Annotated in this window: 22 protein-coding genes and 1 tRNA gene; 11 read left to right on the top strand and 12 right to left on the bottom strand. The window is 67.5% G+C overall.

Features of this window, described 5'->3' with window-relative positions:
• From SP5_RS14855 to SP5_RS14865, 3 genes are all read right to left on the bottom strand, one after another.
• Positions 1-2,158, bottom strand: a 2,158-nt coding sequence (locus SP5_RS14855; RefSeq protein WP_042490267.1) for an Ig-like domain-containing protein, incomplete at its 3' end; no start/stop codon positions are given.
• Between the two features lie 184 nt (positions 2,159-2,342).
• Positions 2,343-3,323 carry a family 43 glycosylhydrolase gene (locus tag SP5_RS14860; RefSeq protein ID WP_042490236.1) on the bottom strand — a complete coding sequence of 327 codons (981 nt, stop codon included), beginning with the start codon at positions 3,321-3,323 and terminating at the stop codon, positions 2,343-2,345.
• A 50-nt stretch (positions 3,324-3,373) separates the two neighbouring features.
• A complete protein-coding gene (locus SP5_RS14865) occupies positions 3,374-4,750 on the bottom strand; it encodes a glycoside hydrolase family 27 protein (RefSeq protein WP_042490239.1) in 1,377 nt (458 codons plus the stop codon).
• Between the two features lie 245 nt (positions 4,751-4,995).
• Between SP5_RS14865 and SP5_RS14870 the strand changes: the two genes are divergently transcribed.
• On the top strand, positions 4,996-6,486 hold the full coding sequence (locus SP5_RS14870) for a sensor histidine kinase (RefSeq protein WP_052811574.1): 1,491 nt from the start codon (positions 4,996-4,998) through the stop codon (positions 6,484-6,486).
• Between the two features lies 1 nt (position 6,487).
• Here the strand turns inward: SP5_RS14870 and SP5_RS14875 are convergent, their stop codons facing one another.
• Genes SP5_RS14875 through SP5_RS14885 form a run of 3 tightly spaced genes read right to left on the bottom strand, consistent with a single transcriptional unit; the run spans position 6,488 to position 9,361 of the window.
• The gene (locus tag SP5_RS14875) at positions 6,488-7,276 is read right to left on the bottom strand and encodes a kinase (protein WP_052811576.1); all 789 of its coding nucleotides are present in this window, start codon (positions 7,274-7,276) and stop codon (positions 6,488-6,490) included.
• Positions 7,266-8,237, bottom strand: a complete 972-nt coding sequence (locus tag SP5_RS14880) for a 2-hydroxyacid dehydrogenase (RefSeq protein WP_042490271.1) — start codon at positions 8,235-8,237, stop codon at positions 7,266-7,268. Before SP5_RS14880 ends, SP5_RS14875 begins: the two co-directional genes overlap by 11 nt.
• 44 nt (positions 8,238-8,281) lie before the next feature.
• Complete coding sequence (locus SP5_RS14885) at positions 8,282-9,361, bottom strand: PLP-dependent cysteine synthase family protein (protein WP_042490240.1); 1,080 nt, start codon at positions 9,359-9,361, stop codon at positions 8,282-8,284.
• Between the two features lie 115 nt (positions 9,362-9,476).
• Here SP5_RS14885 and SP5_RS14890 point away from each other — a divergent pair, with 115 nt between their 5' ends.
• The gene (locus SP5_RS14890) at positions 9,477-10,490 is read left to right on the top strand and encodes an SMP-30/gluconolactonase/LRE family protein (protein ID WP_042490274.1); all 1,014 of its coding nucleotides are present in this window, start codon (positions 9,477-9,479) and stop codon (positions 10,488-10,490) included.
• Positions 10,491-10,680: 190 nt separating this feature from the next.
• Positions 10,681-11,526: a fumarylacetoacetate hydrolase family protein gene (locus tag SP5_RS14895; protein ID WP_042490242.1), complete on the top strand. Its 846-nt coding sequence runs from the start codon at positions 10,681-10,683 to the stop codon at positions 11,524-11,526.
• A 118-nt stretch (positions 11,527-11,644) separates the two neighbouring features.
• Here the strand turns inward: SP5_RS14895 and SP5_RS14900 are convergent, their stop codons facing one another.
• From SP5_RS14900 to SP5_RS14910, 3 genes are read right to left on the bottom strand one after another with little or no spacing between them, the layout of a single operon-like run.
• Positions 11,645-11,911, bottom strand: a complete 267-nt coding sequence (locus SP5_RS14900) for a hypothetical protein (RefSeq protein WP_042490245.1) — start codon at positions 11,909-11,911, stop codon at positions 11,645-11,647.
• 37 nt (positions 11,912-11,948) lie between these two features.
• Complete coding sequence (locus SP5_RS14905; RefSeq protein ID WP_042490247.1) at positions 11,949-12,737, bottom strand: SDR family oxidoreductase; 789 nt, start codon at positions 12,735-12,737, stop codon at positions 11,949-11,951.
• 60 nt (positions 12,738-12,797) lie between these two features.
• Positions 12,798-13,355, bottom strand: a complete 558-nt coding sequence (locus SP5_RS14910; protein ID WP_042490249.1) for a TetR/AcrR family transcriptional regulator — start codon at positions 13,353-13,355, stop codon at positions 12,798-12,800.
• 99 nt (positions 13,356-13,454) lie between these two features.
• On the opposite strand from SP5_RS14910, the gene SP5_RS14915 reads away from it, so the two are divergent.
• Genes SP5_RS14915 through SP5_RS14925 form a run of 3 tightly spaced genes read left to right on the top strand, consistent with a single transcriptional unit; the run spans position 13,455 to position 15,795 of the window.
• Positions 13,455-14,141, top strand: coding sequence for a DUF1349 domain-containing protein (locus SP5_RS14915; RefSeq protein WP_042490251.1), 687 nt, complete (start codon positions 13,455-13,457; stop codon positions 14,139-14,141).
• 2 nt (positions 14,142-14,143) lie between these two features.
• A complete protein-coding gene (locus tag SP5_RS14920) occupies positions 14,144-14,695 on the top strand; it encodes a sugar O-acetyltransferase (RefSeq protein WP_042490254.1) in 552 nt (183 codons plus the stop codon).
• Positions 14,692-15,795 carry an acyltransferase family protein gene (locus SP5_RS14925; RefSeq protein ID WP_042490255.1) on the top strand — a complete coding sequence of 368 codons (1,104 nt, stop codon included), beginning with the start codon at positions 14,692-14,694 and terminating at the stop codon, positions 15,793-15,795. The genes SP5_RS14920 and SP5_RS14925 overlap by 4 nt, the downstream gene beginning before the upstream one ends.
• 216 nt (positions 15,796-16,011) lie before the next feature.
• Here SP5_RS14925 and SP5_RS14930 read toward each other — a convergent pair.
• Positions 16,012-16,086: transfer RNA gene (locus SP5_RS14930), tRNA-Glu, on the bottom strand.
• A gap of 123 nt (positions 16,087-16,209) precedes the next feature.
• Entirely contained in the window at positions 16,210-17,583 is a 1,374-nt protein-coding gene (locus tag SP5_RS14935; protein ID WP_042490257.1) for a class II 3-deoxy-7-phosphoheptulonate synthase, read from the bottom strand.
• Positions 17,584-17,778: 195 nt separating this feature from the next.
• Here SP5_RS14935 and SP5_RS14940 point away from each other — a divergent pair, with 195 nt between their 5' ends.
• The 3 genes from SP5_RS14940 to SP5_RS14950 all read left to right on the top strand — a co-directional run bounded on the left by SP5_RS14940 (position 17,779) and on the right by SP5_RS14950 (position 21,537).
• On the top strand, positions 17,779-18,810 hold the full coding sequence (locus SP5_RS14940; RefSeq protein ID WP_084220716.1) for a M48 family metallopeptidase: 1,032 nt from the start codon (positions 17,779-17,781) through the stop codon (positions 18,808-18,810).
• A gap of 131 nt (positions 18,811-18,941) precedes the next feature.
• Positions 18,942-20,744, top strand: coding sequence for a methyl-accepting chemotaxis protein (locus SP5_RS14945; protein ID WP_167334724.1), 1,803 nt, complete (start codon positions 18,942-18,944; stop codon positions 20,742-20,744).
• 478 nt (positions 20,745-21,222) lie between these two features.
• The gene (locus SP5_RS14950) at positions 21,223-21,537 is read left to right on the top strand and encodes a hypothetical protein (protein WP_042490260.1); all 315 of its coding nucleotides are present in this window, start codon (positions 21,223-21,225) and stop codon (positions 21,535-21,537) included.
• A gap of 13 nt (positions 21,538-21,550) precedes the next feature.
• Here SP5_RS14950 and cysS read toward each other — a convergent pair whose 3' ends face one another.
• The gene (gene cysS, locus SP5_RS14955) at positions 21,551-22,996 is read right to left on the bottom strand and encodes a cysteine--tRNA ligase (protein ID WP_042490264.1); all 1,446 of its coding nucleotides are present in this window, start codon (positions 22,994-22,996) and stop codon (positions 21,551-21,553) included.
• A 388-nt stretch (positions 22,997-23,384) separates the two neighbouring features.
• On the opposite strand from cysS, the gene rpsU reads away from it, so the two are divergent.
• Together rpsU and SP5_RS14965 are read left to right on the top strand one after the other, a co-directional pair.
• On the top strand, positions 23,385-23,591 hold the full coding sequence (rpsU, locus tag SP5_RS14960) for a 30S ribosomal protein S21 (RefSeq protein ID WP_007404630.1): 207 nt from the start codon (positions 23,385-23,387) through the stop codon (positions 23,589-23,591).
• A 146-nt stretch (positions 23,592-23,737) separates the two neighbouring features.
• Complete coding sequence (locus tag SP5_RS14965; protein WP_042490265.1) at positions 23,738-24,313, top strand: FKBP-type peptidyl-prolyl cis-trans isomerase; 576 nt, start codon at positions 23,738-23,740, stop codon at positions 24,311-24,313.
• The last annotated feature ends 664 nt before the right edge of the window (positions 24,314-24,977 follow it).

Below are 24,977 nucleotides of genomic sequence, written 5' to 3' on the forward strand. Positions count from 1 at the left end.
TTTCGCCATTGGCCTGCGGTGTCGTCAGCGGCAGCGTATAATTGCCTTGCGCATCGACCGTGGCGGTGCCGAGCGGCTGCCCGGTAGCGTCGCTCACGGTAACGGTCGCGCCGGGCTCGCCGGTGCCGGTGATGGCGCTGCCGTCGCCTGCGACAGTGGCGGTAGGAGCGGCGGGGACAGTCGTATCCGGTGCGCCGATCGAAATAGCTGGGGAGGTGTTGCCCGCCGGATCGCTTTGGGTAACGCTCAGGGCCTCACCATTGGTCTGGGGCGTGCTTAGCGGCAAGGTATAGTTGCCCTGTGCATCGACCGTGGCGGTGCCGAGCGGCTGGCCAGCCGGATCACGCACGGTGACGGTGGCGCCGGGCTCGCCGGTGCCGGTGATCGCGCTGCCGTCATCGGCGATGGTCGCGGTGGGCGCGGCCGGGGCGGTGAAGTCGGGGGCGGTGAGGGTGATGGTGGGCGAAACATTGCCCAGCGCGTCGCTCTGCGTGACGGTCAGGGTTTCGCCATTACCCTGCGGCGTGGTCAGCGTCAGGCTGTAATTGCCGTTCGCATCGACCGTCGCCTGGCCGATGGCCTGGCCGTTGGCGTCCCGCACGATCACCGTCGCGCCGGGCTCGCCGGTGCCGCTGACCGTTGTTCCTTGCGAGTCGATCTGGGCGGTGGGCAGCGGCATGGGGCCGGTGTCGATCGCGTCCAGCTGGGTGGTCGGCGAGACATTGCCTGCCGCGTCCGTCTGGGTCACGACCAGCACGCCGCCACCCGTCTGAGCGGTGGTCAGAGGCACCGTATAGCTGCCATCGGCGGCGACGATGGCGGTGCCGATCGGCTGTCCGTCCGGGCCGACGACGCGCACGGTCGCGCCGGGTTCGCCCGATCCGGTCACGGTGGCACCGTCAGCGGACAGGGTCGCGGCGGGTGCGGCGGGCGGGGTGATGTCGGGCGCGGCCAGCGTGACGGCGGGGGAGGTGTTGCCCGCCGGATCGGCCTGCGTGACGGTCAGGGTGCCGCCATTGGCCTGCGGCGTGGTCAGCGGCAGCGTATAGCCGCCCTGCGCATCGACGACCGCGGTGCCCAGCACCTGCCCGGCGGCATTGCGCACGGTGACGGTCGCGCCCGCCTCGCCGGTGCCGGAGACGCTGGTGCCGTCGCCGTTGATGCTCGCCGTGGGTGCGACGGGCGGCGTGGTGTCGGGCGCGGCCAGCGTGACGGCGGGGGAGACGTTGCCTGCCGGATCGGCCTGCGTCACGGTCAGCGTGCCGCCATTGGCCTGGGGGGTGGTCAGGGTCAGCGTATAGCCGCCCTGCGCACCGACGACGGCGGTGCCCAGCACCTGTCCGGCGGCGTCGCGCACGGTGACGGTCGCGCCGGGCTCGCCGGTGCCGCTGACCGTGCGGCCGTCGCCGGTGATCGTCGCGGTCGGGGTGGCGGGCGGCGTGATATCGGGCGCCGCCGTCGTGGCGGGGGGCGAGACATTGCCTGCCGCGTCGCTCTGCACGACGGTGACGGGCTGACCGTTGGTCTGGGGCGGGTTGACCGGGATGGTGAAGGTGCCGTCGGCGCCGACCGTGCCGGTGCCGATCACCGCGCCCGTGCTGTCGGTCACGCGGACGGTCGCGCCCGACTCGCCAGTGCCGCGGATGCTCGAGCCGTTGGCCGTGAAGCTGGCGGTGGGAGTCGCGGGCGGCTGGGTATCGGCGGAGGGACCGCCGGGCTGGCTGCCGCCATTGCCCCCGCCGCCCGACACCGCCGCGACCAGGCCGCCGACCCCGGCCACGCCCAATATGGCGGGCAGCACGAAGGACGAGCCGCCGCCCTCTCCGGTCGTCGCCGCGCCCATCAGGTCGTCGAGATCGGTGATCGCCCGGAACCGCCCCGCGCCGCTGGCGGACGGGTTGGCGAGCCATTGGCTGCCCTGATCGTCACGCAGCACTAGGTCGCTGATCTTGCCCTGCTGCTGGTCATAGAAATGGTCGATGCGAATGGTCTGGCCATCGGTCAGGCGGATGATCAGGTCGTTGCCCTCGCGCTCCATCGTCGCGACCTGCGCCCGGTCGATATTCAGTCGAACGACGCTGGGCGCGCTCAATTCGATGACATTGGCGCTGGTCGTGGTGGTGGTGCCGGTCGCCTTTGCGATGATCTCGGTCTGCATGGCCTTTTCCTCCCATTGCATGTCGTCATGCCCCGGCACGCGGTGCCGGGCAGGGGGGGCGCGGTCATGGCTGTCGTCGTGTTCCCACGCGGCCTCCCCTAGCGCCAATCCTAACTACGAAGAGGGAGCAGTGATGCGAGTAGACCGTTTTCGGAATTAATTCAGATGGTTAACAGTCGTTAACTTATTTTGTGTCCCGGCGGCGTGCGGGCAGGACCGGCGCGTCGTCATCGGTCATGCGCACGGGTTGGATGCGACCGTCGGGCGCATAGGTGATGCGGTCGATGGCCACGACCCGCTCGCCCTGGAACGGACCGGGGCCGGGTGCGCGGTCCCAACGGTGATAGACGATCAGCGTGCGGCCATCGGGCAGGGTGACGAAGCTGTGATGCCCCGGCCCCTGATGCCGCGCGTCGCTGGCCAGGATCGCGCCGCGATAGCGCCACGGCCCCGTGGGCGAGGGGGCGGTGGCATAATGGACCGAATAATCGGGGCCGTTGAACCGGCCATGGCTGTAGGACAGGTAATAGGTGCCGCCGCGTTCGTGCATGAAGGCCCCTTCGGTGAAGTTCGGCGGGGTCGCGACCTTCACCTCGCGCGCGATGGTGACCATGTCGGGCTTGAGTTCCCAGACGCGCAGGGTCGAACCTGCGCTGCCGCCTGCATAGAGATAGATCTTGCCCGACCGGGCGTCGGTGAAGACCATCGGGTCGATCGCCTCGAACCTCTTGTCGCCGGTCACCAGCGGGCGGCCGCTGTCGCGATAGGGACCTTCGGGCCGGTCGGCGACGGCGACGCCGATGCGGCTGGGCGTCGGGTTTTGCGGCCCTACCGAGTAATAGAGATAATAGCGGCCGCCCCGCGTCGCGACGCCGGGAGCCCAGAGGAAATGCTCGGGCGCGCCGTCATCCTTGATCCAGCGTATCTGGTCGCGCCGGATCAGTTCGCCGCGCGGGCGCCAGGTCTTCAGGTCGCGGCTGGAAAAGGCGCCGAAACGGTCGGCCGCCCAGCTTCCGCCCGGCCCCCCGGTCGGGAAAATCCAGAGTTCGTCGCCGATCATCATCGCATGGGGATCGGCCCCCTCGAACTGCGGATTGCGGGCGATCCCCGCCGCCGCGACGGTCAACGCCAGCCCGGCGGCGGCGAAGGCGGTCAGTGTCTTCATGGTGGTCCTCTCCCGCTGGCTTTGTCGTGCAGATTGGGCGGTGGAGAGGCTCAGCCTGCCCGCAGCCGGTACAGGCCCGCGCCATGCGGCGGCAGCGCCTGGTCGAAACGGCCCTTGGTCTTGCCGAGCGACGCACCGCTCCACAAATCGGTCACGCCGACCTCACCTGTCAGCCCCAGGTCACGGAGCGCCAAGCCCACATCCCTGGGTTTGTCGCCGGTGTTGAACAGCGCCAGATAGCGGTCGCCGGGCGCGCCCTCGGGTTTGGCGGACCAGATCCGCGCGCCGTCCTGAACGAAATGCGGCTGGTTGTCGGTCGAGGCCTGGTTGACCGCGATGACCGCGCGGTTGGTCAGCAGCGCCAGCGTCGCGGCGTCGAGATAGCGCAGGTCGCCGCCCATGATCAGCGGCGAGCGCGCGATCGACCACAGGGTCATCAACGTGCGCTGTTCGTCGGGCGTGAACCTGGTGTCGCGCTTGCCCAGCGCCAGCCGACCGAGCGGCAGCATGTCGGCATCGGGCCAGGAGCCCGGCCCGCGATAGGGCGTCCAGTTCTCCAGCCGGGTGAACTGCGCCTCCAGCATCGCCCATTCGTCCCAGAAATCGTCCGAGATGCGCCACATCTGCGCGAAGCGGCGGACATGCGGGCCACGGATCACCGGCGTTTCGCCGGGCGACAGGCTGAGGATGATCGGACGGCCGCTGTTCCGGATCGCCTGGTGCGCCGCCTCGATCTCGGGCGCGTGCGCGTCATAGGGGCGGCTCATATCGTCCATCTTGACGAAATCGACGCCCCAGGACGCATAGAGCGCGAACACGCTGTCATAATAGGCCTGCGCCCCGGGCCTGGTCATGTCGACGCCGTACATGTCCGGGTTCCAGGTGCAGATGCTGCTGGTATCGGCAATGTCGGCGGCGCGGTAGCGGGTACCCAGGATCGGCAGGTTCTTCTTCACCGCCAGCCGGGGGATGCCGCGCATCAGGTGGATGCCGAACTTCATGCCCATCGCATGAACGTCCGCCGCCAATCGGGTGAAACCCGATCCGTCCACGCTGGACGGAAAGCGGTTGGGCGCGGGGATCAATCGGCCATGCCCGTCCATCGCAGGCACCGGCGCGGCGTTGTAGGTGTAGCTGGACGCCTCGGGCTCGTACCATTGGATGTCGACGGTGAAGACGTCATAGCCGAAGGGCAGCAGCCTGGCCCGCATGATCGCGGCGGTTTCGCGCGCCTGGGCCTCGGTGATGGTGGTCGCAAAGCTGTTCCAGCTGTTCCAGCCCATGGGCGGGCGGGGCGCCAGCGTGGCGGAACGTTCCGTCGCCGCCTGCGCCCCGCCCAGCGCCAGTCCGCCGGTGATCGCCGCGCCGACGGCCCCCATGCTCGCCAACGCCTGTCGACGGCTGATCCCGCCCCCGGTCTTGCTCATCCATCCGCTCCCATTTTCTTGGCGGACAGGTCTAGGCGGTGTCACGCGGATGGCAAGGCGACCCGGGGATTATATGTCTGACAATCGAATGCCGACCGGAAACGCCCCAAAGAGGCACAAGCCCCGGATATCCGGGGAACGGATTCTCGCAGCACCTCCCGCTGTGGCAAATTGAAGCCGTCATCGTTACGCTAGACGCGGCGGCGGACCGGCTGCCATCCCGGATCGGCAAGGATGAGCGATCGATGCACAGACGACATGTCGAATTCCAGGTCAGTCACGAGCTGCTCCAGGCGACGATGGATTCGTCGACCGACATGATCCAGGTGTTCGAGGCGATCCGCGACGAGGCAGGCCGTATCGTCGATTTCCGCTGGGTGCTGAACAACCATACGTCTGAGTGCAAATATGGCGAGGTGCGCGGCGAAAGCCTGTTGCAGCGCAATCCCGGCGTCGTGGAGGAAGGCATTTTCGACGCCTTTTGCCGTGTGACCGAAACCGGCCTGCCCGAACAGGCCGAACATCATTATGTCCATGAACAGTTCGACGGCTGGTTCTTCCAGACCGTCGTGAAGCTGGGCGACGGGGTGGCCACCACGACACGCGACATCACCGAATGGAAGGAATCTCAGGCCGAAATCGTGCGGCTTCGCGAAGAGGTGGTGAAGGTGAAGCTGGCCGAAACCGAGGGGCATCTGGCGGCGATCTTCGCCACCGCGCCGATCGGCCTGTCGGTCCTGTCGCTCGACGGGCGGTTCCTGCGCGTGAATGACGAGTTGTGCCGCATCCTGGGCCGCACGCGCGAGGCGGTGCTGGACCTTCGCGTACCCGATGTGACCCATCCGGACGACCTGCCGCCCAGCCTGGTGGCGATCGAGGAGGCTTTGTCCACCGGACGCCCGGCGATGCTCGACAAACGCTATTGCCGCCCCGATGGTACGCTGGTCTGGGCGAGCAGTACGCTGTCGATACTGCCCAAGGCGGATGGGCAGCCCGACCGGCTGCTGGTCGTGACCGCCGACCTGTCCGAACGGCGCAAGGCGGGTGACGCGTTGCGCCGGAGCGAGGCGTTGCAGCGCGTGCTGATCGCCGAGTTGCAGCATCGTACCAGCAACCTGCTGGGGGTGGTCCGCTCGATCGCGGAGAATACGGCGCGAAGCTCGACCAGCCTGCCCGATTTCCGCGCGCGGTTCGACGACCGGCTCGACGCGCTGTCGCGGGTCCAGGCGCTGTTGTCGCGGTTGAACGAGCGGGACCGGGTGACCTTCGACGGGCTGCTCCATGCCGAGCTGGTCGCGATGGACGGGCATAGCGACGCGGTGACGCTGGACGGTCCGATAGGGGTGCGGCTGCGTTCCTCGACGGTCCATACGCTGGCCATGGCGATCCACGAACTGGCGACCAATGCCATGAAATATGGCGCGCTGGGGCAGGGCGGCGGGCGGCTGGCGATCCGTTGGAGGCTGGAGGCGGAGGGGCCTGACGGCAAGCCCTGGCTGCATATCGACTGGCGCGAAAGCGGGGTGCGGATGCCATCCGAGGAAAGCTGGCCCACGGGCACGGGGCAGGGGCGTGAGCTGATCGAGCGCGCGCTCCCCTACCAGCTGGGCGCACGGACGACCTACAAGCTGGGCGAGGACGGCGTGCATTGCACCATCGCCATCCCGGTGTCGGCCACGGTCGCACTGGACGAATGCCGTTCGGGGGAAGGGAACGACGCCTCCGCCAAGGCATAGGTCAGGCGGACAGGCTGCGATTCTCGGCAAGCTTCAGGCACAGATCGGCACGGGCGGGCATCTCGGTCCAGATATGGCGGGTCAGCCGCTCATAATGGCTGACGAAACGGGCGAGGCGTGCATCGTCCATCACGCCTGCCCCGGCACCGTGCGCGCGGCGTAATGCGTCCTCCTGCTGGGTGCGCCAGCGCAGGACGGTGGGCCAATCCGGCGGCATCATCAGCACCAGCGTATCGATGGCGGCAAACAGGCGGGGATAGTTGGTCGCCAGCGCGGCGTTCGCATGCCGTCGCCAAATCCCGTCGGCGTCCTCCAATGCTTCCAGCGTGTTGACCGGCGCGGCCAGCTCGGCCTCGTCCTGCGGCCGTGCGCCCACACACCAGCCCTCGAAGATCAGCAATCGGCACGATTCCGGCGCGCAGGGCCATGCCGCTTGCGGTGCGCGGTCGTCGATCGCCTTGTCGAAGCGCGGCAGGGCAACGGCCTCGCCCCGGACGATCGCCGCGATCGTCTCCACGCCCAGCGTCACGTCATGGGTGCCCGGCACCCCGCGCGTCGCGAACAGCGGATGCACGTCGCGCGCCAGTCTTTGCCGCTCGGCACGGGTAAGGTAGAGATCGTCGAGCGACAGGATCGCGCTGCGCTCGACCTGCGCGGCCAGCCGCGCGGCCACGGTCGACTTGCCGCTTCCCTGCGCGCCGCACAGCCCCAGGATCAGCGGCGGGTCGCCGGACCGCCGCCGCGCCAGCCGATCCGCGACCAGTGCCGCGATAGGCGCTTCAGGCGACACGATCGGCCGGTTCCTCGCCGCGGGCAAAGGCGGCGAGATTGGCCGCTGCGCGCATCCCCATTGCGGTCCGCGCCTCGATCGTCGCGCTGCCCAGATGCGGCAGCAGGACGGCACGCGGATGCGCCAGCAGGCCCGGATGCACCGTAGGTTCATGTTCGTAGACGTCCAGCCCGACGCCGCCGATCCGCCCCTCATCCAGCGCCTCGACCAGCGCATCTTCGTCGATCACCGGCCCGCGCGCGGTATTCACGACGATCGCGTTCGGCTTCATCCGGGCCAGCAGGGCGGCGTCGACCATGTGGCGTGTCTCCTCGCCGCCGGGAACGTGCAGCGACAGGACATCGCATTCGGTCGCCAGCGCCTCGAGCGATTCCGCCCGCGTGGCGTCGAGCATGCGTTCCACCTCGGGCGCGGCGGCGGAGCGGCTGGCATAGCGGACCCGAATCCCCAACCCGCGCGCCTTCACCGCCGTGGCTTGCGCGATACGGCCGAAACCGACCAGCCCCAGCGTCTTGCCCGACAGCCCCTGTCCGATCAGGTGCGAGGGGCGCCAGCCGGTCCATGCGCCGCTGCGCAACTCGCGCTCGCCTTCGCCCGCCCGGCGCGCGGTCATCAGCATCAGGAGGATCGCGATCTCCGCCGTCGCCTCGGTCAGCACATCAGGGGTGTTGGTCACGACCAGCCCGGCGGCGCGCGCGGCGGCCAGATCGATATGATCGACCCCGGCGCCGTAATTGGCGAGGATGCGGACCCGGCGGCCGGGCGTCGCGATCAGATCGGCATCGATCCGGTCGGTGATCGTCGGCATCCAGGCGTCATATGCGGTCATCGCCCTGACCAGCGCGTCGCGGTCCAGCGGCCGGTCATCGGTGCTGAGCGTCGTGTCCCAGCTTTCGGACAAATGCCGCTCGACCTGATCCGGCAGGCGGCGGGTCACGAGCAATTTGAGCCTGTCCGTCATGATGATCGCGCCTCCGCCGCCTTGTTCGTGCCCCGCCTGCCCGATCAGGCGCTGGCGAGCATCGCCGCCATTTGCGCGGCATGGGGCCGCCAATCGATGCCGCGCGCCTCCAGCCACGTATCGTCATAATAGGTGCAGCCATATCGCTCGCCCCCGTCGCAGAGCAACGTGACGATCGAGCCGCGCTCCCCCGCCGCCGCCATCTCGGCGATCAGCGTGGCGCAGGCGATCAGGTTGGTGCCGGTCGAGCCGCCGACCCGCCGTCCCAGCCGCGCCGAAAGCGCCCGCATCGCACCGATGCTGGCGGCATCCTCGACCGCGATCATCCGGTCGATGACGGAGGGGATGAAGCTGGGTTCGACGCGCGGTCGCCCGATCCCTTCGATGCAACTGCCGCAACCCTCGGGCAGCGACAGGGCCTGGCGGTCGGCAAAGTGTCGGTGGAAGACCGAATGCACCGGGTCCGCGACGCACAGCCGGGTGCCGTGCCGCTGATATGCGATATACCGCCCGATCGTCGCCGAGGTGCCGCCGGTTCCCGCGCCGCAGACGATCCAGTCGGGAACGGGATATTCCTCCGCCGACATCTGCGCAAAGATGCTCTCGGCGATATTGTTGTTGCCGCGCCAGTCGGTCGCCCGCTCGGCATAGGTGAACTGGTCGAGATAATGGCCGCCCGTCTCCGCCGCGAGAGCGTTGGAGACGTCGTAGACGGTGCGCGGATCGTCGACCATGTGGATCTCGCCACCATGGAAACGGATCGCATCCAGCTTGGGCGCGGCGGTCGAGGCGGGCACCACCGCGATGAAACGCAGGCCCAGCATCTTGGCGAAATAGGCTTCGCTCACCGCCGTCGAGCCGGAGGACGACTCGATCACGCAGGTATCCGGCCCGATCCAGCCATTGCACAGCGCGTACAGGAATAAGGACCGCGCCAGTCGGTGTTTCAGGCTGCCGGTCGGATGGCTGCTCTCGTCCTTCAGATAGAGCGTGATGCCCGGATAGCGAGGCAGGTCGACGCGGATCAGATGCGTGTCGGCCGAACGGTTATAGTCCGCCTCGATCCGCCTGATGGCTTCCATGCGCCACGCGCACAGATCGGCCTTGCTCCGCTCGACAGTCATGCTTGCCCCCTTCGTCCCCATCGCGCGGCTCATAGTCGCGAATGGCCGGTTTGGGAAAGATGGCGCGGTCGCGCCGCCGCTTGCGGGGGCGGATGGCTTGGCCCATGCTGGCGTCATGATCGCCTCTCGCCGCTCTGTCCTCGCCGCTGGTTTCGCTCTGGTTGCGGCCCCCACCCTCGCCGGCGCGGCGGAAACGACGCCGCGCCTCCGCCGCCTGTCGCCAGGGCTCGATCATATGATCGCGCCGGGCACCGAGCCCGAGGTGATCGCGACCGGCATACGCTGGGCGGAGGGACCGGTCTGGGTGCCGGGCGGCGGTTACCTGCTGTTTTCCGATCCGCCCGCCAATATCGTGCGCCGCTGGCAGCGCGGACGCGGCGTATCGGTGGTGCTGAACCCGTCGGGCGCGGGCGGCACCGACCCCGCGCTGGTCCGCGAACCCGGCGCCAATGGGCTGGCGCTGGATGCCAGGGGCGCGCTCCTGATCGCCAATAGCGGCGGGCGGAGCCTCGACCGGGTGGACCTGAAGACCGGTCGCCGCACCGTGCTGGCCGATCGTCATGCGGGCAAACGCTTCAACAGCCCCAACGACCTGCACGTCGCGAAGAACGGTACGATCTGGTTCACCGATCCGCCTTACGGCTTCAAGGACGGCGACCAGTCGCCGCTGAAGGAACAGACGGTCAACGGTGTCTATCGGCGGCGGCCCGACGGTATGGTGGACCTGATCGACGGCACGCTGACCCGCCCCAACGGCATCGCGCTGTCACCCGATGAGCGGCGGCTTTACGTCTCGGTGTCGGACGAGGCGGCACCCGCGATCATGGTCTATGACGTCGATGCGCGCGGGCAGGTCGGCCATCGCCGGATGCTGCTCGATGCGCGCGCGATGCTGGCGGCCGGAGGGGCTGGCCTGCCCGACGGGATGAAGGTCGCGCGCGACGGCACGCTGGTCTGCTCCGTCCCCGGCGGCATGATGCTGATGACGCCGGAGGCCGAGCCGCTGGGGCTGATCGAGCAGGGGGCGCCCATCGCCAATTGCGCGTTCGGCGAAGCGGGCCGCGCGCTGTTCATGGCGGCGAACGACCGCATCCTGCGCCTTGAATTGCGTCCAGGCTGGCAGGGCTGATCGCCATATCGGGGTATAGGCAGGAAAAAAGCATCGCGCCGTGCTGCAGGCGCGGTGAGCGCGGTAGCGCTAATGAAAGCGGGCTATTAGGGAAGGGTGCCATGGCGTAGTTCGCCCGCCTGACCGGGTGCCACGCAAGGGGCTTTGCCGTCACGCTGCGTGGCGGCGTCACGCATAGGGAGACGGATCGATGAAGTTGTTGCGCTATGGTGAAATGGGACGCGAGCGGGCCGGGCTGCTGGACGATCAGGGCCGCATCCGTGCGCTCCCCGAGTCGCTGGGCGATCTGGCGGGCGACCGGCTGACGCCGCAGGGCCTGGCGGAGATCGCCGCGCTGGATTCGAACGCGCTGCCCGTGGTCGAGGGCCATCCGCGCCTGGGCAGTTGCGTCGCGCGTCCCGGCAAGTTCATCTGCATCGGCCTGAACTATCGCGCGCACGCCGCCGAGAGCAACCTGCCCATTCCGGCCGAGCCCGTCGTGTTCGGCAAGTGGAGCAGTGCTGTCGTCGGCCCGAACGACGATGTCGAAATTCCGCGCGGTTCGGAAAAGACCGACTGGGAAGTCGAACTGGGCGTCGTGATCGGCACGCGCGGCCGTTACCTGACGGAAGCCGAGGCGCTGTCGCATGTCGCGGGCTATTGCGTGGTGCATGACGTGTCGGAACGTGCGTTCCAGATGGAGCGCGGCGGCACCTGGGACAAGGGCAAGGGCTGCGACACGTTCGGCCCGACCGGCCCGTGGTTGGTCACGGCGGATGAAGTGGGCGATCCGCAGAATTTGCGCCTGTGGCTGGAGGTCGACGGCAAGCGCTATCAGGACAGCAGCACCGCCGACATGATCTTCACCGTGGCCGAGCTGGTGTCGTACGTCAGCCAGTTCTGCACGCTGGAGCCGGGCGACATCATCTCGACCGGCACGCCCGAAGGCGTCGGCCTGGGCCAGAAGCCGCCAGTCTATCTGCGCGCGGGCCAGACGGTGAAGCTGGGCGTGGAAAAGCTGGGCGAGCAGACGCAGCGCATGGTCGCAGCGGGTTGAGCCGGATCACCCCTCCCCTTCAGGGGAGGGGCAGGGGGTGGGGCGTTTCCGCAAGCGCCGTGCTGGTTGAAAGGCCCCACCCCAACCCCTCCCCTGAAGGGGAGGGGCTCATGGCCCATCAATCCTCGGCGTCGATCTCGCTGTCGACGCTGTCCATGAAGTCGCGCGCGGCCTCGCGGTCTTCTTCGTCGTCAAAGGCTTCGTCGATATCGGGCGCGACGCCGATCATATAGGCCAGGCACCACAGCGCGAAGCGGCGGCCGCTGTCGCGCTCCAGCCCGAACTGCACGCGCAAGCGGTCGATCCCCGCGCCGAGCTGTTCGGGGGAGAGGTCGGCGATCTCTTCGGTGCCGAAGAAGCGGACGAGCAACTGGTCGAAATCCATGGCTGTCCATAGCCGACCAGCCGCCCGTTCCCAAGCCTCAGTTGCCCGACTGGATACGGTCGCCCGCCGCCCGCTGCTCGGCGGCGCGCTTCGTCAGGTTCTTCAGCGTCTCGTCGAACTTGCCCTCGCGCTCGGCCATGCGGAAGGGCCGTACCTCGTCGACCAGGATTTCCGACGGCGTCGGGCTTTGCGCGAATTGGGCCGCGACCGCATCGGCGAAGTCCTGGAGCGGAACATAGCCCGGACGATGCGCCTGGCCCGGCGTCAGGTCGGTCTGCACGCCCGGCGGGGCCAGCTCTATCACCTCGACCTTGCCCTCCAGCTGGGTGCGCAGCGACACGGTGTAGGAATGGATCGCCGCCTTGGTCGCCGAATAGGTGGGGGCCGCGACCAGCGGCACGAAGGCCAGCCCCGAGGTCACGTTGACGATCGCGGCGTCGCTCTGCCCGACCAGATGGTCGATCAACGCATTGGTCAGCCGGATCGGACCCAGGATGTTGGTGGTCAGCGTCGCCTCGGCATCGGCCAGGTCGCGGTGCCCGGTCAAATCCTCGAACTTCATGATGCCCGCATTGTTGAACAGCACGTTCAGTGCGGGGAAGTCCGCGACGATCTTCTTGGCGAAGGCGTCGACCGCCGCGGCATCCTCGACATCCAGCGTGACGACATGGATGCGCTCGCGCCCTTCCGCCGCCTTCTCCAGCGCCTCGCGCCGCCGCCCGGCGATGATGACGGTGTCGCCGCGATCATGGAAGCGGTGCGCCAGCGCCTCGCCGATACCGCTGCCGCCGCCCGTCATCAGGATCGTATTGCCGCTGGTCTTCATCGATGCGTCTCCGGGTCGGGTGGAATGATCCTCCGCACAATGATCGCCACCGGCTTTCGTTCACGCCGCGCCGCCGGTGATCCGATGCACGATGTCGCTGATCGCATTTCGGTCGAGCGGCGTGGGGTCGATCGAGTTGTGGATGCCGATCCCCTCGACCAGCGCATCCAGCGCGCGGGCGGTCAGCGGATCGAAGAACCGCTCCAGCGCGGTGCGGCTGTTGTTCATCCACCCCTGCATGACGGTCGAGACCGAGGGGTGGCGCGCGGCAAAGGCATAGAGTTCGTAACTGAGCAGCAGCGTGCGCGGTTCGGCCCAGACGGATCCTGCGATGATGTCGATGATCGCCTCACATGCGTCGTCGCGGCTTCGGGCCTGCGCCATGCGTGCGGCAAAGGCATGCGACGATTCCTCCGCCAGTTGCGTGAAGGCGTCGGTCAGCAATGCCTCCAGCGACGTGAAATAATAGGTGACCGAGCCGAGCGGCACCCCCGCCGCCGCCGCGATCCGGCGATGGGTGGTGGCGGGCACGCCCTGTTCCGCGATCACCGTCAGCGTGGCGGCGATGATACGTTGCCGACGCGCCGGGTCGTTTCGTCTTGCAGATCGGTCGGCCATGCAAAAACTCCGTTGCATCGAATATGTACAAATGTACACATACTGTCGGGACAGGGCAGCAAATGCCCTGCCGTAGCGCGGAACGGGAAAAGAAGAACTATGGACGAATCGCAACTGTCGCGCCGTATGATCCTGGGCAGTGCGGTCGCATTGAGCGTGCCGCAAATGGCGACGGCGGCGGGGGCTCCGCTCGGGACCGCCGTGCTGGGGCGAAAGGACGGCGTCTGGCTGAATGCCCCCAAGGTCTGGCGGGCGGAGGCGGATGGCGACCTGGTGATGACCACCGATCGCGGCACCGATTTCTGGCGTGAGACCCATTATGGCTTCACCCGCGACAGCGGCCATTTCCTGGGCTTCCCGACCGGCGATGCCTTTACCGCGCAGCTTCGCATCCGGGGCCGCTATGACAGGTTGTACGATCAGGCGGGGATCATGGTGCGGGTCGACGAACGGCGCTGGGTCAAGGCGGGGATCGAACTGTCCGATGGCCGTGCGATGCTGAGCAGCGTGCTGACCGACGGCCGTTCGGACTGGGCGACCGGCCCCTATGAAGGCAATGCCGCCGATTTCTGGATGCGCGCGACGGTCGCCAAGGGCGTGCTGCGCCTGCAGGTGTCGGCGGATGGCAAGCACTGGCCGCTGGTTCGGCTGGCGCCGTTTCCGGTCGCGCCCCGCTACCGGGTCGGGCCGATGGCCTGCACGCCCGAGCGGGAAGGGCTGGAGGTGCGATTCTCCGATCTGCGTATCACCGCGCCGCTCGGCAAAGACCTGCACGATCTGAGCTGAGCATGACCAGTCAGAAACAGAATATGCTGGCGGGCAAATTGTACATCGCCGACGATCCCGAGCTGGCGGCGGATGCCGCCCGCGCGGCGGCGTGGATGGTCCGCTATAATGGTTCGCTTGGTCAGGATGCCGCCGATCGGCACGCACTGCTCGCCGAAGGGCTGGGGCGGGTGGGGGCCGGGGCGGTGGTCCGGCCGCCCTTCCACTGCGACTATGGCTATAACATCATGCTGGGCGAGCAGGTGTTCCTGAACTTCGCTTGCGTGATCCTGGACGTGGCACGGGTCGAGATCGGCGCGGGGACGCAGATCGGGCCGGGTGTGCAGATCCTGACCGCCGACCATCCGCGCGATCCGGCGCTGCGGGCGCAGGGGTGGGAGTGCGGGCGGCCGATCCGCATCGGCGCCAATGTCTGGATCGGCGGGGCTGCGCTGATCCTGCCGGGGGTGACGATCGGCGAGGATGCCATCATCGGCGCAGGCAGCGTGGTGACGCGCGACGTGCCGCCGGGGCAGACGGTGGCCGGCAATCCGGCGCGCGCCCTCGCGCGATGACGGCACCCGACACCACGCTGCGGGGCAAGCCGCATTTCGAGGTGCTGGACGGCCTTCGCGGCACGGCGGCGCTGCTGGTGGTGGCGTTCCATATCCAGGGCATCACCGTGTTGTTCGAGGCGGATCGGCTGTTGCTGCCCCATGCCTATCTGGCGGTGGACTTCTTTTTCGCGCTGTCGGGTTTCGTCGTCGGCTATGCCTATGACGATCGCTGGTCGCGGATGAGTGTCAGGGGCTTTCTGGCGCGGCGGCTGGTCCGGCTGCATCCGCTGGTGGTGCTGGGCGCGATCCTGGGACTGGTCAGTTATTTGGGCGATCCCTTTGCCGGGGGGCGGCAGGATGCGTCGCTATGGCTGGTCGGGCTGGCCTTTGTCGCGGCGCTGTTCGCCTTGCCCTCGGCCCCGCTGCCCAACCGGCTGGGGGACAGTCATCCGCTGAACGCACCCGCCTGGACGCTGTTGCAGGAATATATCGCCAATCTGGCCTATGCGCTGGTGTTGCGCCGCTTGGGGCTGCGGGCGTTGATCGCATTGGCGGGGCTGGCCGCGCTTGCCTCGGCGGCGACGGCGCTGACGCTGGGGTCCTATGATACCGGCTGGGGGCTGCACAATTTCTGGGGCGCGCCGGTGCGGCTGGCCTATCCCTTTCTGGCCGGACTGATCCTCTACCGGCTGGGCGATCGCTTGCCGCGCCTCCGACTGGGCTTTCTGCCACTCAGCCTGATCCTGATGCTGTTGTTCGCCGCGCCGGTGTGGCCGGAGGTCGGCGGGGTGAAGTGGAACGGCGTCTATCAGGCGGTCTGCGTGCTGATCCTGTTCCCGCTGATCCTGATCGCCGGGCGGCATTCGGCAGGCAGCGCCACCACGCTGCGCCTGTGCAAGGCGGCGGGGCGGCTGTCCTATCCGCTGTACATCACCCATTATCCGTTCGTGTATGTCTATATGAACTGGGTGGCGACCGGCCCGGCCTCGGCCAGCCGGACGGCGCTGGTCGCGGTCTCGCTCTATATGCTCACGCTGGTCTTCGCTGCGGCGGCGTGGCGTTTCTGGGATGTGCCGATCCGCACCCGCCTGCTCGCCCGGTTGGGTCGGTCGGCATGACGGCGGCTTGCGCCACGGGCGCCGCCACAACAGGTCGGTCAGCGATCATGACTGGTGAGACCCCTCCACCAGCCTCGCTGGTCCCCCTCTGCTTGCCGGAGAGGAATGAAGGCGACGCGCTCTGAATGTCGATCAGGCCCACTTGCAGGCCAATCAAAATTCCAAAGTTTCGTGATCTCCACCGCATTCATCGAACTTCGCGACATATCGCCGAAGTGGTGACCCCTACGAGAATCGAACTCGTGTTTTCGCCGTGAGAGGGCGACGTCCTAACCGCTAGACGAAGGGGCCGTGCAGTGGAGGGGCGCTATTAGCGGTGGTGCGTTGGGGCGTCAAGCGCCTCCCCGCCGAAACTTTGACAAAAGTGAAAAGGGCGGGGCGACAGGCTGTCGTCCCGCCCTTTTCAGGTGTCGATCAGGCGGCGTCCTTGCGACGCTCGGCCATTTCCTCGTTCAGCATTTCGGCGAGCAGGAAGGCCAACTCCAGGCTCTGGCCCGCATTGAGGCGCGGGTCGCAATGCGTGTGGTAGCGGTCGGCCAGCGACTGCTCGGTCACGTCGATCGCACCGCCGGTGCATTCGGTGACGTTCTGGCCGGTCATCTCGGCATGGATGCCGCCCGCATGGGTGCCCTCGGCGCGGTGTACGGCGAAGAAGCCGCGCACCTCGGCCAGGATGCGCTCGAAGGGGCGCGTCTTGTAGCCGGTCGCCGCCTTGATCGTGTTGCCATGCATCGGGTCGCACGACCAGACCACCGGATGCCCCTCGCGCGTGACGGCGCGGACCAGCTTGGGCAGATGCGCCTCGATCTTGTCATGGCCGTAGCGGGTGATGAGCGTCATGCGGCCGGGCACGCGACCGGGGTTCAGCGTGTCGAGCATCCGCAGCAGCGCCTCGGGCTCCAGGCTTGGTCCGCACTTCACGCCGATCGGGTTGCCGATGCCGCGCAGGAACTCGACATGCGACGAACCCTCGAACCGGGTGCGGTCGCCGATCCACAGGAAATGGGCCGAGGTGTCGTACCAGTCGCCGGTCAGCGAGTCCTGCCGGGTCAGCGCCTGCTCATAGGGCAGCAACAGCGCCTCGTGGCTGGTGTAGAAGCTGGTCTGCGCCAATTGCGGAACCGACGCCGGATCGATGCCGCACGCCGCCATGAAGTCGAGCGCCTCGCCGATGCGGTCGGCCATCTCGCTATATTTCTGCGCCCAGGGGCTGCGGCCCATGAAGTCATGGGTCCACCGATGGACCTGGTGCAGGTTCGCATACCCCCCTTGCGCGAAGGCGCGCAGCAGGTTCAGCGTCGCCGCCGACTGCGCATAGGAGCGCAGCATCCGCTGGGGATCGGGAATGCGCGCTTCAGGGGTGAAGGCGATGTCGTTGACATTGTCGCCGCGATAGCTGGGCAGCTCGACGCCGCCGACGACCTCGGTATCGGCCGAGCGCGGCTTGGCGAACTGGCCCGCCATGCGGCCCAGCTTCACTACCGGCAGCTTCGAGGCCCAGGTCAGGACGACCGCCATCTGCAGGATGACGCGGAAAGTGTCGCGGATATTGTTGGCGCTATGCTCGGCAAAGCTTTCGGCGCAGTCGCCGCCCTGGAGCAGGAAACCGCGACCCGCCGCCACTTCGGCCAGCTCGGCGGTCAGGCTGCGCGCCTCGCCCGCAAAGACCAGCGGCGGATAGGCGGCCAGCGTCTTGGTCGCGGCGTCCAGCGCATTCTGGTCGGGGTAGCGGGGAAGCTGGCGCGCTTCGGCGTTGGTCCAGCTGTCGGGGGCCCAGTTCGCGGCCATGATCGTCCTGCTCTTTCGTCTTCTTTGGTTTCGACCATCGCCCATGCGCCGATTCGACCCCATACGCAATGAAGTTGGCGTTTGAGGCCCCCAAGTCGCGTGCTTTGTTGCGCCTGATACGAGTTTGCGCCGAACGGTGGCCGATTGCGGCGACCGGCTTTGCGGATTGGGGACAGAGGCGGTAGCGAAGGCGCAATGTCGCGTGCCTCCATCCTGTCCTCGGCGGTCGTCGCCCTGTCCGCCTTCCTGCTGTCGGTGCCGGACCAGGCGCCCGCCGCACCTTTGGTCTCGGTCGAGAAGACCGACGACACCGCCTTGTTCGGGGCGATGCGCGACGCCGATCTGCGGCTGGCGACGATCGCGTGGAAGCTGGCGACGGCGAATGCGGCGATCTGCCCCGACCGGGCGCCGACTCCCGGCATCGTGATCCATGCGATCGACCAGTACGATCCGGCCGTGCGCAAGGACCTCCCCGCGCTTTTCGGCTTCGAGGGACCGGTCGCGGTCGAGGCGGTGGTGCCGGGCAGCGCGGCGGCCAAGGCCGGGGTGCAGGCGAACGATACGATCGAGGCGGTCGACGGCAAGCCTTTCACGGTCAATCCGGCAGGCGCGTCGCAGGCGAACACCGCGACGCGCGATGCCGCACAGCGCCAGATCGCCGCCGAGTCCGCCGACCGGCCGCTACGCCTGACCCTGCTGCGCCATGGGCAGAAACGCGACGTCACGGTCGCGGCGCAGCCCGGCTGCCGGTCGCGCTTCGAGATGTTGATGGGGCCGGGGCTGACCGCATCGGCGGACGGCGATATCGTCCAGATCGGCTCGCGCTTCTTCGAGCGGTTCGACGACCGGATGATCGCGGTCGTCGTCGGGCACGAATTTTCGCACAATATCCTGCATCATCGCGACCGGCTGGACGCGGCGGGGGTGAAGCGTGGGCTGTTGTCCGAATTCGGGCGCAACGGGCGGCTGTTCCGCCAAACCGAGACCGAGGCCGATCTGCTGGGCGTCATCCTGATGCGCAATGCGGGTTACGATCCGCAGGATGCGGTGCGCTTCTGGCGTGAGCATGGCGGCGAGGTCGATGGCGGTATCTTCCGCAGCCGGACGCACCCATCCTCCTCGGCGCGGGCCGATGCCGTCGCGGCCGAAATCGCGGCCATCCCGGCAGGCGCGCCGACGCCCTACCGCCCGCCGCTGCTCGACCGGGCAGGGGCCGCATTACAATAGGCTGTAATGGTAGGCGCTTAACCAACCGTTTGTAGTTGGCGGCGTATTCCTGATCGAAATCGCGGGCATGACGGCCCGCCGTGTCGGGAATCGCCATGCTCTCATCCTTGCCCATACCGAAGAAGATCGGTTTGTCCTTCGCCCTCGTGATGATGACGGTGTTCATCATGATCGGCGTCTTGTGGTGGGCCTTTGCGCGCATCCAGACGACGACGGCGGAAAGCAGCCACGCCCAAGACATCTACGGCGCTACGCTGGAGATGGAGGGCGGGGTCCAGCGCGAGAACAGCCAGATGCGCGGCTTCCTGATCACGTTGGACGAAGCCTATCTGAAGCAGTATTTCGAGTCGCGCGCGACCGAGACTCAGGCGGCCGCCAGGCTCGATGCGCTGCTGGCAAACGACCCCAAGGCCCGCGCGGAGGTCGCCCGGTCGCATGAGCACATGCAGGAATGGCGTCGCACCATCGGCGATCCGCTGATCCGACGCAGCCGTACCGATCGCGACGGTGCGCAGGCATGGCTTCGCGAGAATAGCGCGCGGGTTCGGGTTACCACGGTGCTCCAGGCGCTGCGCGATGTGCGGGCGCAGACTGTCGAGCAGTTGAAGGACGTCCGCACGGCGCGAAAGTCGGCGCTGCTGACCGGCCAGTGGAGCCTGGCCATCGGGGCGGTGATGATGATCGGCGTCGCGGCGGCGATGGCGCTGCTGTTGTCGCGGGCGCTGGGGCGGCCGATCGTCCGGCTGACCGGGATCATGGAAGAGCTGTCGCAGGGGCGCAACGATATCGCCATTCCCGACGCCGATCGCGGCGACGAACTGGGCAGCATGTCGCGCGCCGTCGTCGTCTTCCGCGACGCGGCCATCGCCAAGGCACGGGCGGATGCCGAGCAGGATGAGGTGGTCGACCGGATCGGCGGCGCGCTGGGTCGGTTGGCCGACTCGGACCTGACGGCGCGGCTCTCGGGCTTCCCGCCTTCCTATGCGGCGATCGAGCGTGACTTCAACACGGCGGTCTCGCGCCTGTCGGGCTCGCTGAGCGCGGTGCGGGTCAACGCCGCCGGGATCGGCAGCGGGGTGGTGGAGATGAACGAGGCGGCCGACGACCTCGCGCGCCGTGCCGAGCAGCAGGCGGCGAGCATCGAGGAAACCTCGGCCGCGATGAACGAGATCGCCCAGTCGGTGACGGCCGCCGCGACCAAGGCGCAGTCGGCCGAGGGCATCGTCCGCAAGGCGAGCAGCGACGTCGCCAATAGCGAGGCGATCGTCCGCCGCACCGTGTCGGCCATCGGCGACATCGAACGTTCGTCCAACGAAATTGCCGAGATCATCGCGGTGATCGACGGCCTGTCCTTCCAGACGAACCTGCTGGCGCTGAACGCAGGCGTCGAGGCGGCGCGGGCGGGCGATGCGGGCAAGGGCTTTGCCGTCGTCGCCTCCGAAGTGCGTGCGCTCGCCGAACGCTCGGCCGAGGCGGCGCGCGACATCAGCGCGCGGATCACGACCACGGTCGAGCGGGTGCGCAGCGGCGTGGAACTGGCCAACAAGACCGACGAGTCGCTGCGCCTGATCGCGACCGGCATGCAGGACATTACGGGGCTGGTCGAATCGATCGCGGGCGGGGCCTCCGAACAGGCGACCAGTATCCACCAGGTGAATCTGGCGATCAACGACATGGACGGCGTGACCCAGGCCAATGCCGCCATGGTGGAGGAGGTGACCGCCGCCGTCCGCGCGCTGTCCGCCGAAACCCGTGCGCTGGAGGAGCAGGTCAACCGCTTCCGCGTCGACGCAACGGCGATGGCCCCGGCCGTGCCGGTCGTACCCGTGCGCCGCGCGGCGGCTCCGACCCCCGCGCCGGTGCGGCGTGTGTCGAGCGCGGTCCAGGGCAATCTCGCCGTGAAGCATGATGACGATGACTGGAGCAGCTTCTAGAGTTGAAAGCGATCAGCATTGCACGGTTTTAGCCCCTCCCCTTCAGGGGAGGGGTGAGCAGAGTTGATCGTTTTCGGCTCTAGAGAATGATGACATGGGATCGCACCAAGCCTAGCCCCTCCCCTTCAGGGGAGGGGTTGGGGTGGGGCATCGCCACAGGCCCCGCGTTTGCGGAAACGCCCGCCCCCCTGCCCCCCTGAAGGGGAGGGGTGGATCAAGCTGATGGCATCCCGCTCTGATTGCGCACTACCGTCGCCGCATGGCTCTGGAACGGATCGACATTCAGCCATGCCCCTCTTCCCTCGCCGCTCATAGATGAGAGAGGGAAGGGCGGACAGGACGGCCTGCACGCTGATCCAGTCTGGAAGGCCCGCAATCCCACCCGGCGGATTGCGGGCCTTGTTGCATTTCAGCGCGGGCAGGGGCCTCATGCGGCGCGGGGATTGTAAGTCGCCTCGCGCCGGGGCAAGCGGCGATCATGGATATTCCCCAACGTTATGCCGATTTCATCCAGTGGATCGGCGACGGCACCGGCATGGCCGACAGCCTGTTGCACGTCCATGCGGGCATGGCGGTGCTGTTCCTGGCGCGCATCCTGACCCGCAAGTCGCTGGCCACGCCGATCCCGCTCGCCTGCGTCGCGCTGGCCGAGGCGGGGAACGAGATCCTCGACCGGCTGCATTACGGATCGTGGCGCTGGACCGATACGCTGGGCGACATCGCCAACACGATGTTCTGGCCGACCGTGCTGTTCATCGGCCTGCGGATGCGATCCCCGCGCGGACGGCGCTGAACCGGCGGAGGGCTCAACCCTCCGGCAGCACGGGCTTCCAGTCCCAGCCCAGCGGATCGCCGTCCATCACCTCGACTCCTGCGGCGAGCAGCGTGTCGCGAATCGCGTCGCTCCTGGCGAAGTCCTTGTCCGCCCGCGCGGCGCGACGCTCCACCAGTTGCTCCTCGATATCCGACTCGCCCAGCGTGGCGGTCTTGGGCCGGGTGCGCAGGTCGGCGCGGGTCAGCGTCGACAGCTGCAATCCCAGCGTCGCGTCGAAGTCCGCCAGCGCCGCGAGTCGCACGCCCGGTGACAGCTTCTTGTCACCCAGCATCTCGTCCAGCACCGGCAGCGCGCGCGGGGTCGCCAGATCGTCCGACAGCGCCACGTCCAGCCGTTCGCGATAGGAGGCCGCATCGCCCTTTTCCGGCGCATCGGCGCGGGTGCGGAGCCCCTCGACCGTCTGGACCAGTCGCTTCAATCGCACCTGCGCGGCGGCCAGCCCGTCCCAGCCGAACTCCATCTCCGACCGATAATGCGCCTGCAGGCACATCAGGCGATAGGCGAGCGGGTGGAAACCGCGATCCATCAGCGCCTGCAGCGTCAGGAACTCGCCCGACGACTTCGACATCTTGCCGGTCCGGTCGACCAGGAAGTTGTTGTGCATCCAGATATTGGCGCCGCTGTCGGGCGTGCAGCTATGCGCCTGGTTCTGCGCGATCTCGTTCGGGTGGTGGATCTCGCGGTGGTCGATGCCGCCGGTATGGATGTCGAACTGCGCACCCAGATACTGTTTGCTCATCACCGAGCATTCCAGATGCCAGCCCGGCGCGCCCGGACCCCAGGGGCTGTCCCATTCCATCTGGCGCTGCTCACCCGGCGCGGAGGCGCGCCAGATGGCGAAGTCGGCCGGATGCCGCTTGCCCGCGACCGGATCGATCCGGCTCTCGCCCTCGTCCTCCTGATGCCGGGCGAGGCGGCCATAGTCGGGCACGGTCGTCACGTCGAAATACAGGCCGTCGGGCAGGCGGTAGCAATGTTTCGACTCGATCGTCTTGGCGAAGTCGATCATCTGGGGGACATGCTCGGTCGCCAGCGGAAAGCGGGTCGGCTCGGCGATGCCGAGATCCTTCAGATTGCGCTTGAAGGCGTCGGTATAATGTCTGGCGATCGCCCAGATGTCCCGGCCGCTTTTCCTGGCAGCCGCCTCCATCTTGTCGTCGCCCGCATCGGCATCGGAGGTCAGATGGCCGACATCGGTGATGTTGATGATATGGGTGAGCGGCCAGCCCTTCCACCGCAGCACGCGCGACAGCGTGTCGGTGAAGACATAGGCGCGCAGATTGCCGATATGCGCATAGTTATAGACCGTCGGTCCGCAGGAATAGACGCGCACATTGGCCGGATCGATCGGCCGGAACGGCTCGGGTGCGCGGGTCAGGCTGTTGTACAGGATCAGCGGAGTGGCGGGTGCGGTCATGGCGCTTGCCTTAGCCATGTCGGCTCTTGCCCGAAAGAGGCCCCGGTCCGGCGGGTACCGGAACCGGGGCTGACGCGGTGACAGGGGAGGCACCGTGTCGATCGTTCGCGGGCCTGGAAGGCCCGCGAACATGTCAGGGTGTCCGGCATACGGGAGTTAGCCGGACAGCGCCGCTTCTAGGGGGCGCGGGATCACCGCAGCATGGCCGCCACATGACAAGCGCGTTCATATCCGGCATTTCGGGGCCAAGCAGAGGACGCCGTGCGGCAGAGCGATTTGCGATCCAACGGGTTGTAATCGGGCGACCGCGCTGCTAGGAGCGCCCGACGATGCGGCCACAGTTGTTCTGCGGCCGCTTTATCCTGTTTTGCCGGAGCAATTCGTTTTTATGCAGATCATCGTTCGCGACAACAATGTGGATCAGGCCCTTCGCGCGCTCAAGAAGAAGCTGCAGCGGGAAGGCGTGTATCGCGAAATGAAGCTCCGTCGCCATTACGAGAAGCCCTCGGAAAAGCGCGCTCGTGAGCGTGCTGCGGCGGTGCGTCGTGCCCGCAAGCTGGAGCGCAAGCGCGCCGAGCGCGACGGCGCACGGTAAGCGTCTCGCCGGGTGGCGCCATGGCCCTTTCGCATCTGGCGAAGGGCGTGGCGCAGCCTGGCACCGGCCGAATCGCATGAGGCGAATCGGCCAGCGCTTCGAGCGCCGCATCCCCTGAACGCCCACGCACAGAGCGAGAAACAGGCATGTCCGTAACCGCTGTTCCCCTTCGTCCCGTCCGGCGTTCCTATCTGGTCTGGATATGGGTTGCGGTGGTGGCGGCTGTCGTCGTTGCCGCCTTGTTGGCGCGTCAGGGCGATGCCGCTTTGGTGCGCGAGGCGCGTGGCGCTGGCGTCACGACGACCGCTTCTGGTCTTCAGTACAAGGTGATCCAGCCTGGTCAGGGCGGGGCGCACCCGACCGCGACCGATGTGGCGCTGGTCAACTATACGGGGCGCCTGATCGACGGCACCGTCTTCGACGCCTCGAAGCAGCCGACCCCGATGCCGCTGTCGAGCGTGCTGCCCGGCTTCGCCGAAGCGCTGAAGCTGATGCCCAAGGGTTCGAAGTACCGTTTCTGGCTGCCCGCCAAGCTTGGCTATGGTGACCATGCGAACGGCCCGATCCCGGCCAATTCGGAACTGGTGTTCGATGTCGAGATGATCGACTTCATTCCAGAATCGGTCCTGCGGCAGATGCAGGCGCAGCAGTCGATGATGGGCGGCGCCGGTGGTCCTGGCGGGATGCCCGGCGGTGCTCCCGGCGCACCGTCGCCCCGCTAAGGCGCGATCAAACCAAGCATTTCCGATCGGATCGAGATCGCCGGAGCCCCACAGGGTTCCGGCGATTTTGCTTTTGCGGGATCGGAACGGCGCGGCGGATCGGTTCGCCGGAGTACGGCATGGCCTGCCTGGCATCGCGGCTGGCCCAGGGCGTGGAAAAATCGGTCGCCGCTAGTGGGTTTTTTCGATCCCTTGTCGCTTATGGCGATCTGTAAAGGGCAGGCCTTCTTTCCCCACATGCCCCATCCCGGCAAGGACCGGGCCAGTTGTCGAGCGATTGGAGGCCATCCTCCGCCGATTCGCCTATTTTTCTGAGGATGGTCACATCCGTCCCTGGCCTTCAGCCGGGCAGGGGTGTTTCCATATAGCCAGCGCTGCCGGGGAAGCTCTACCCCAACCCCTCCCCTGAATGGGGAGAGGCTTGCTACCATCAAGACCGGGCATCGCACTCCAAGGACGCCAACGGATGACTGGGGGCTCGCAGGGCGGGCTGGTGAGGGAGTATGATTGGCGATACCCTCTGGCCCAGCCAGGTGCATTTCCGCGCCTTGTGATCGATGTGGGTGGGCCATGGCTTATGGATAAGCGTCGTGCCACCTATGGGGCGCTTCTGGGCCATGCATGAACCCAGATATAAGCTGATCTCTAACGCGCCTTGCTAGAG

The organism is Sphingomonas parapaucimobilis NBRC 15100 (genome assembly GCF_000787715.1).
GTDB lineage: Bacteria > Pseudomonadota > Alphaproteobacteria > Sphingomonadales > Sphingomonadaceae > Sphingomonas > Sphingomonas parapaucimobilis.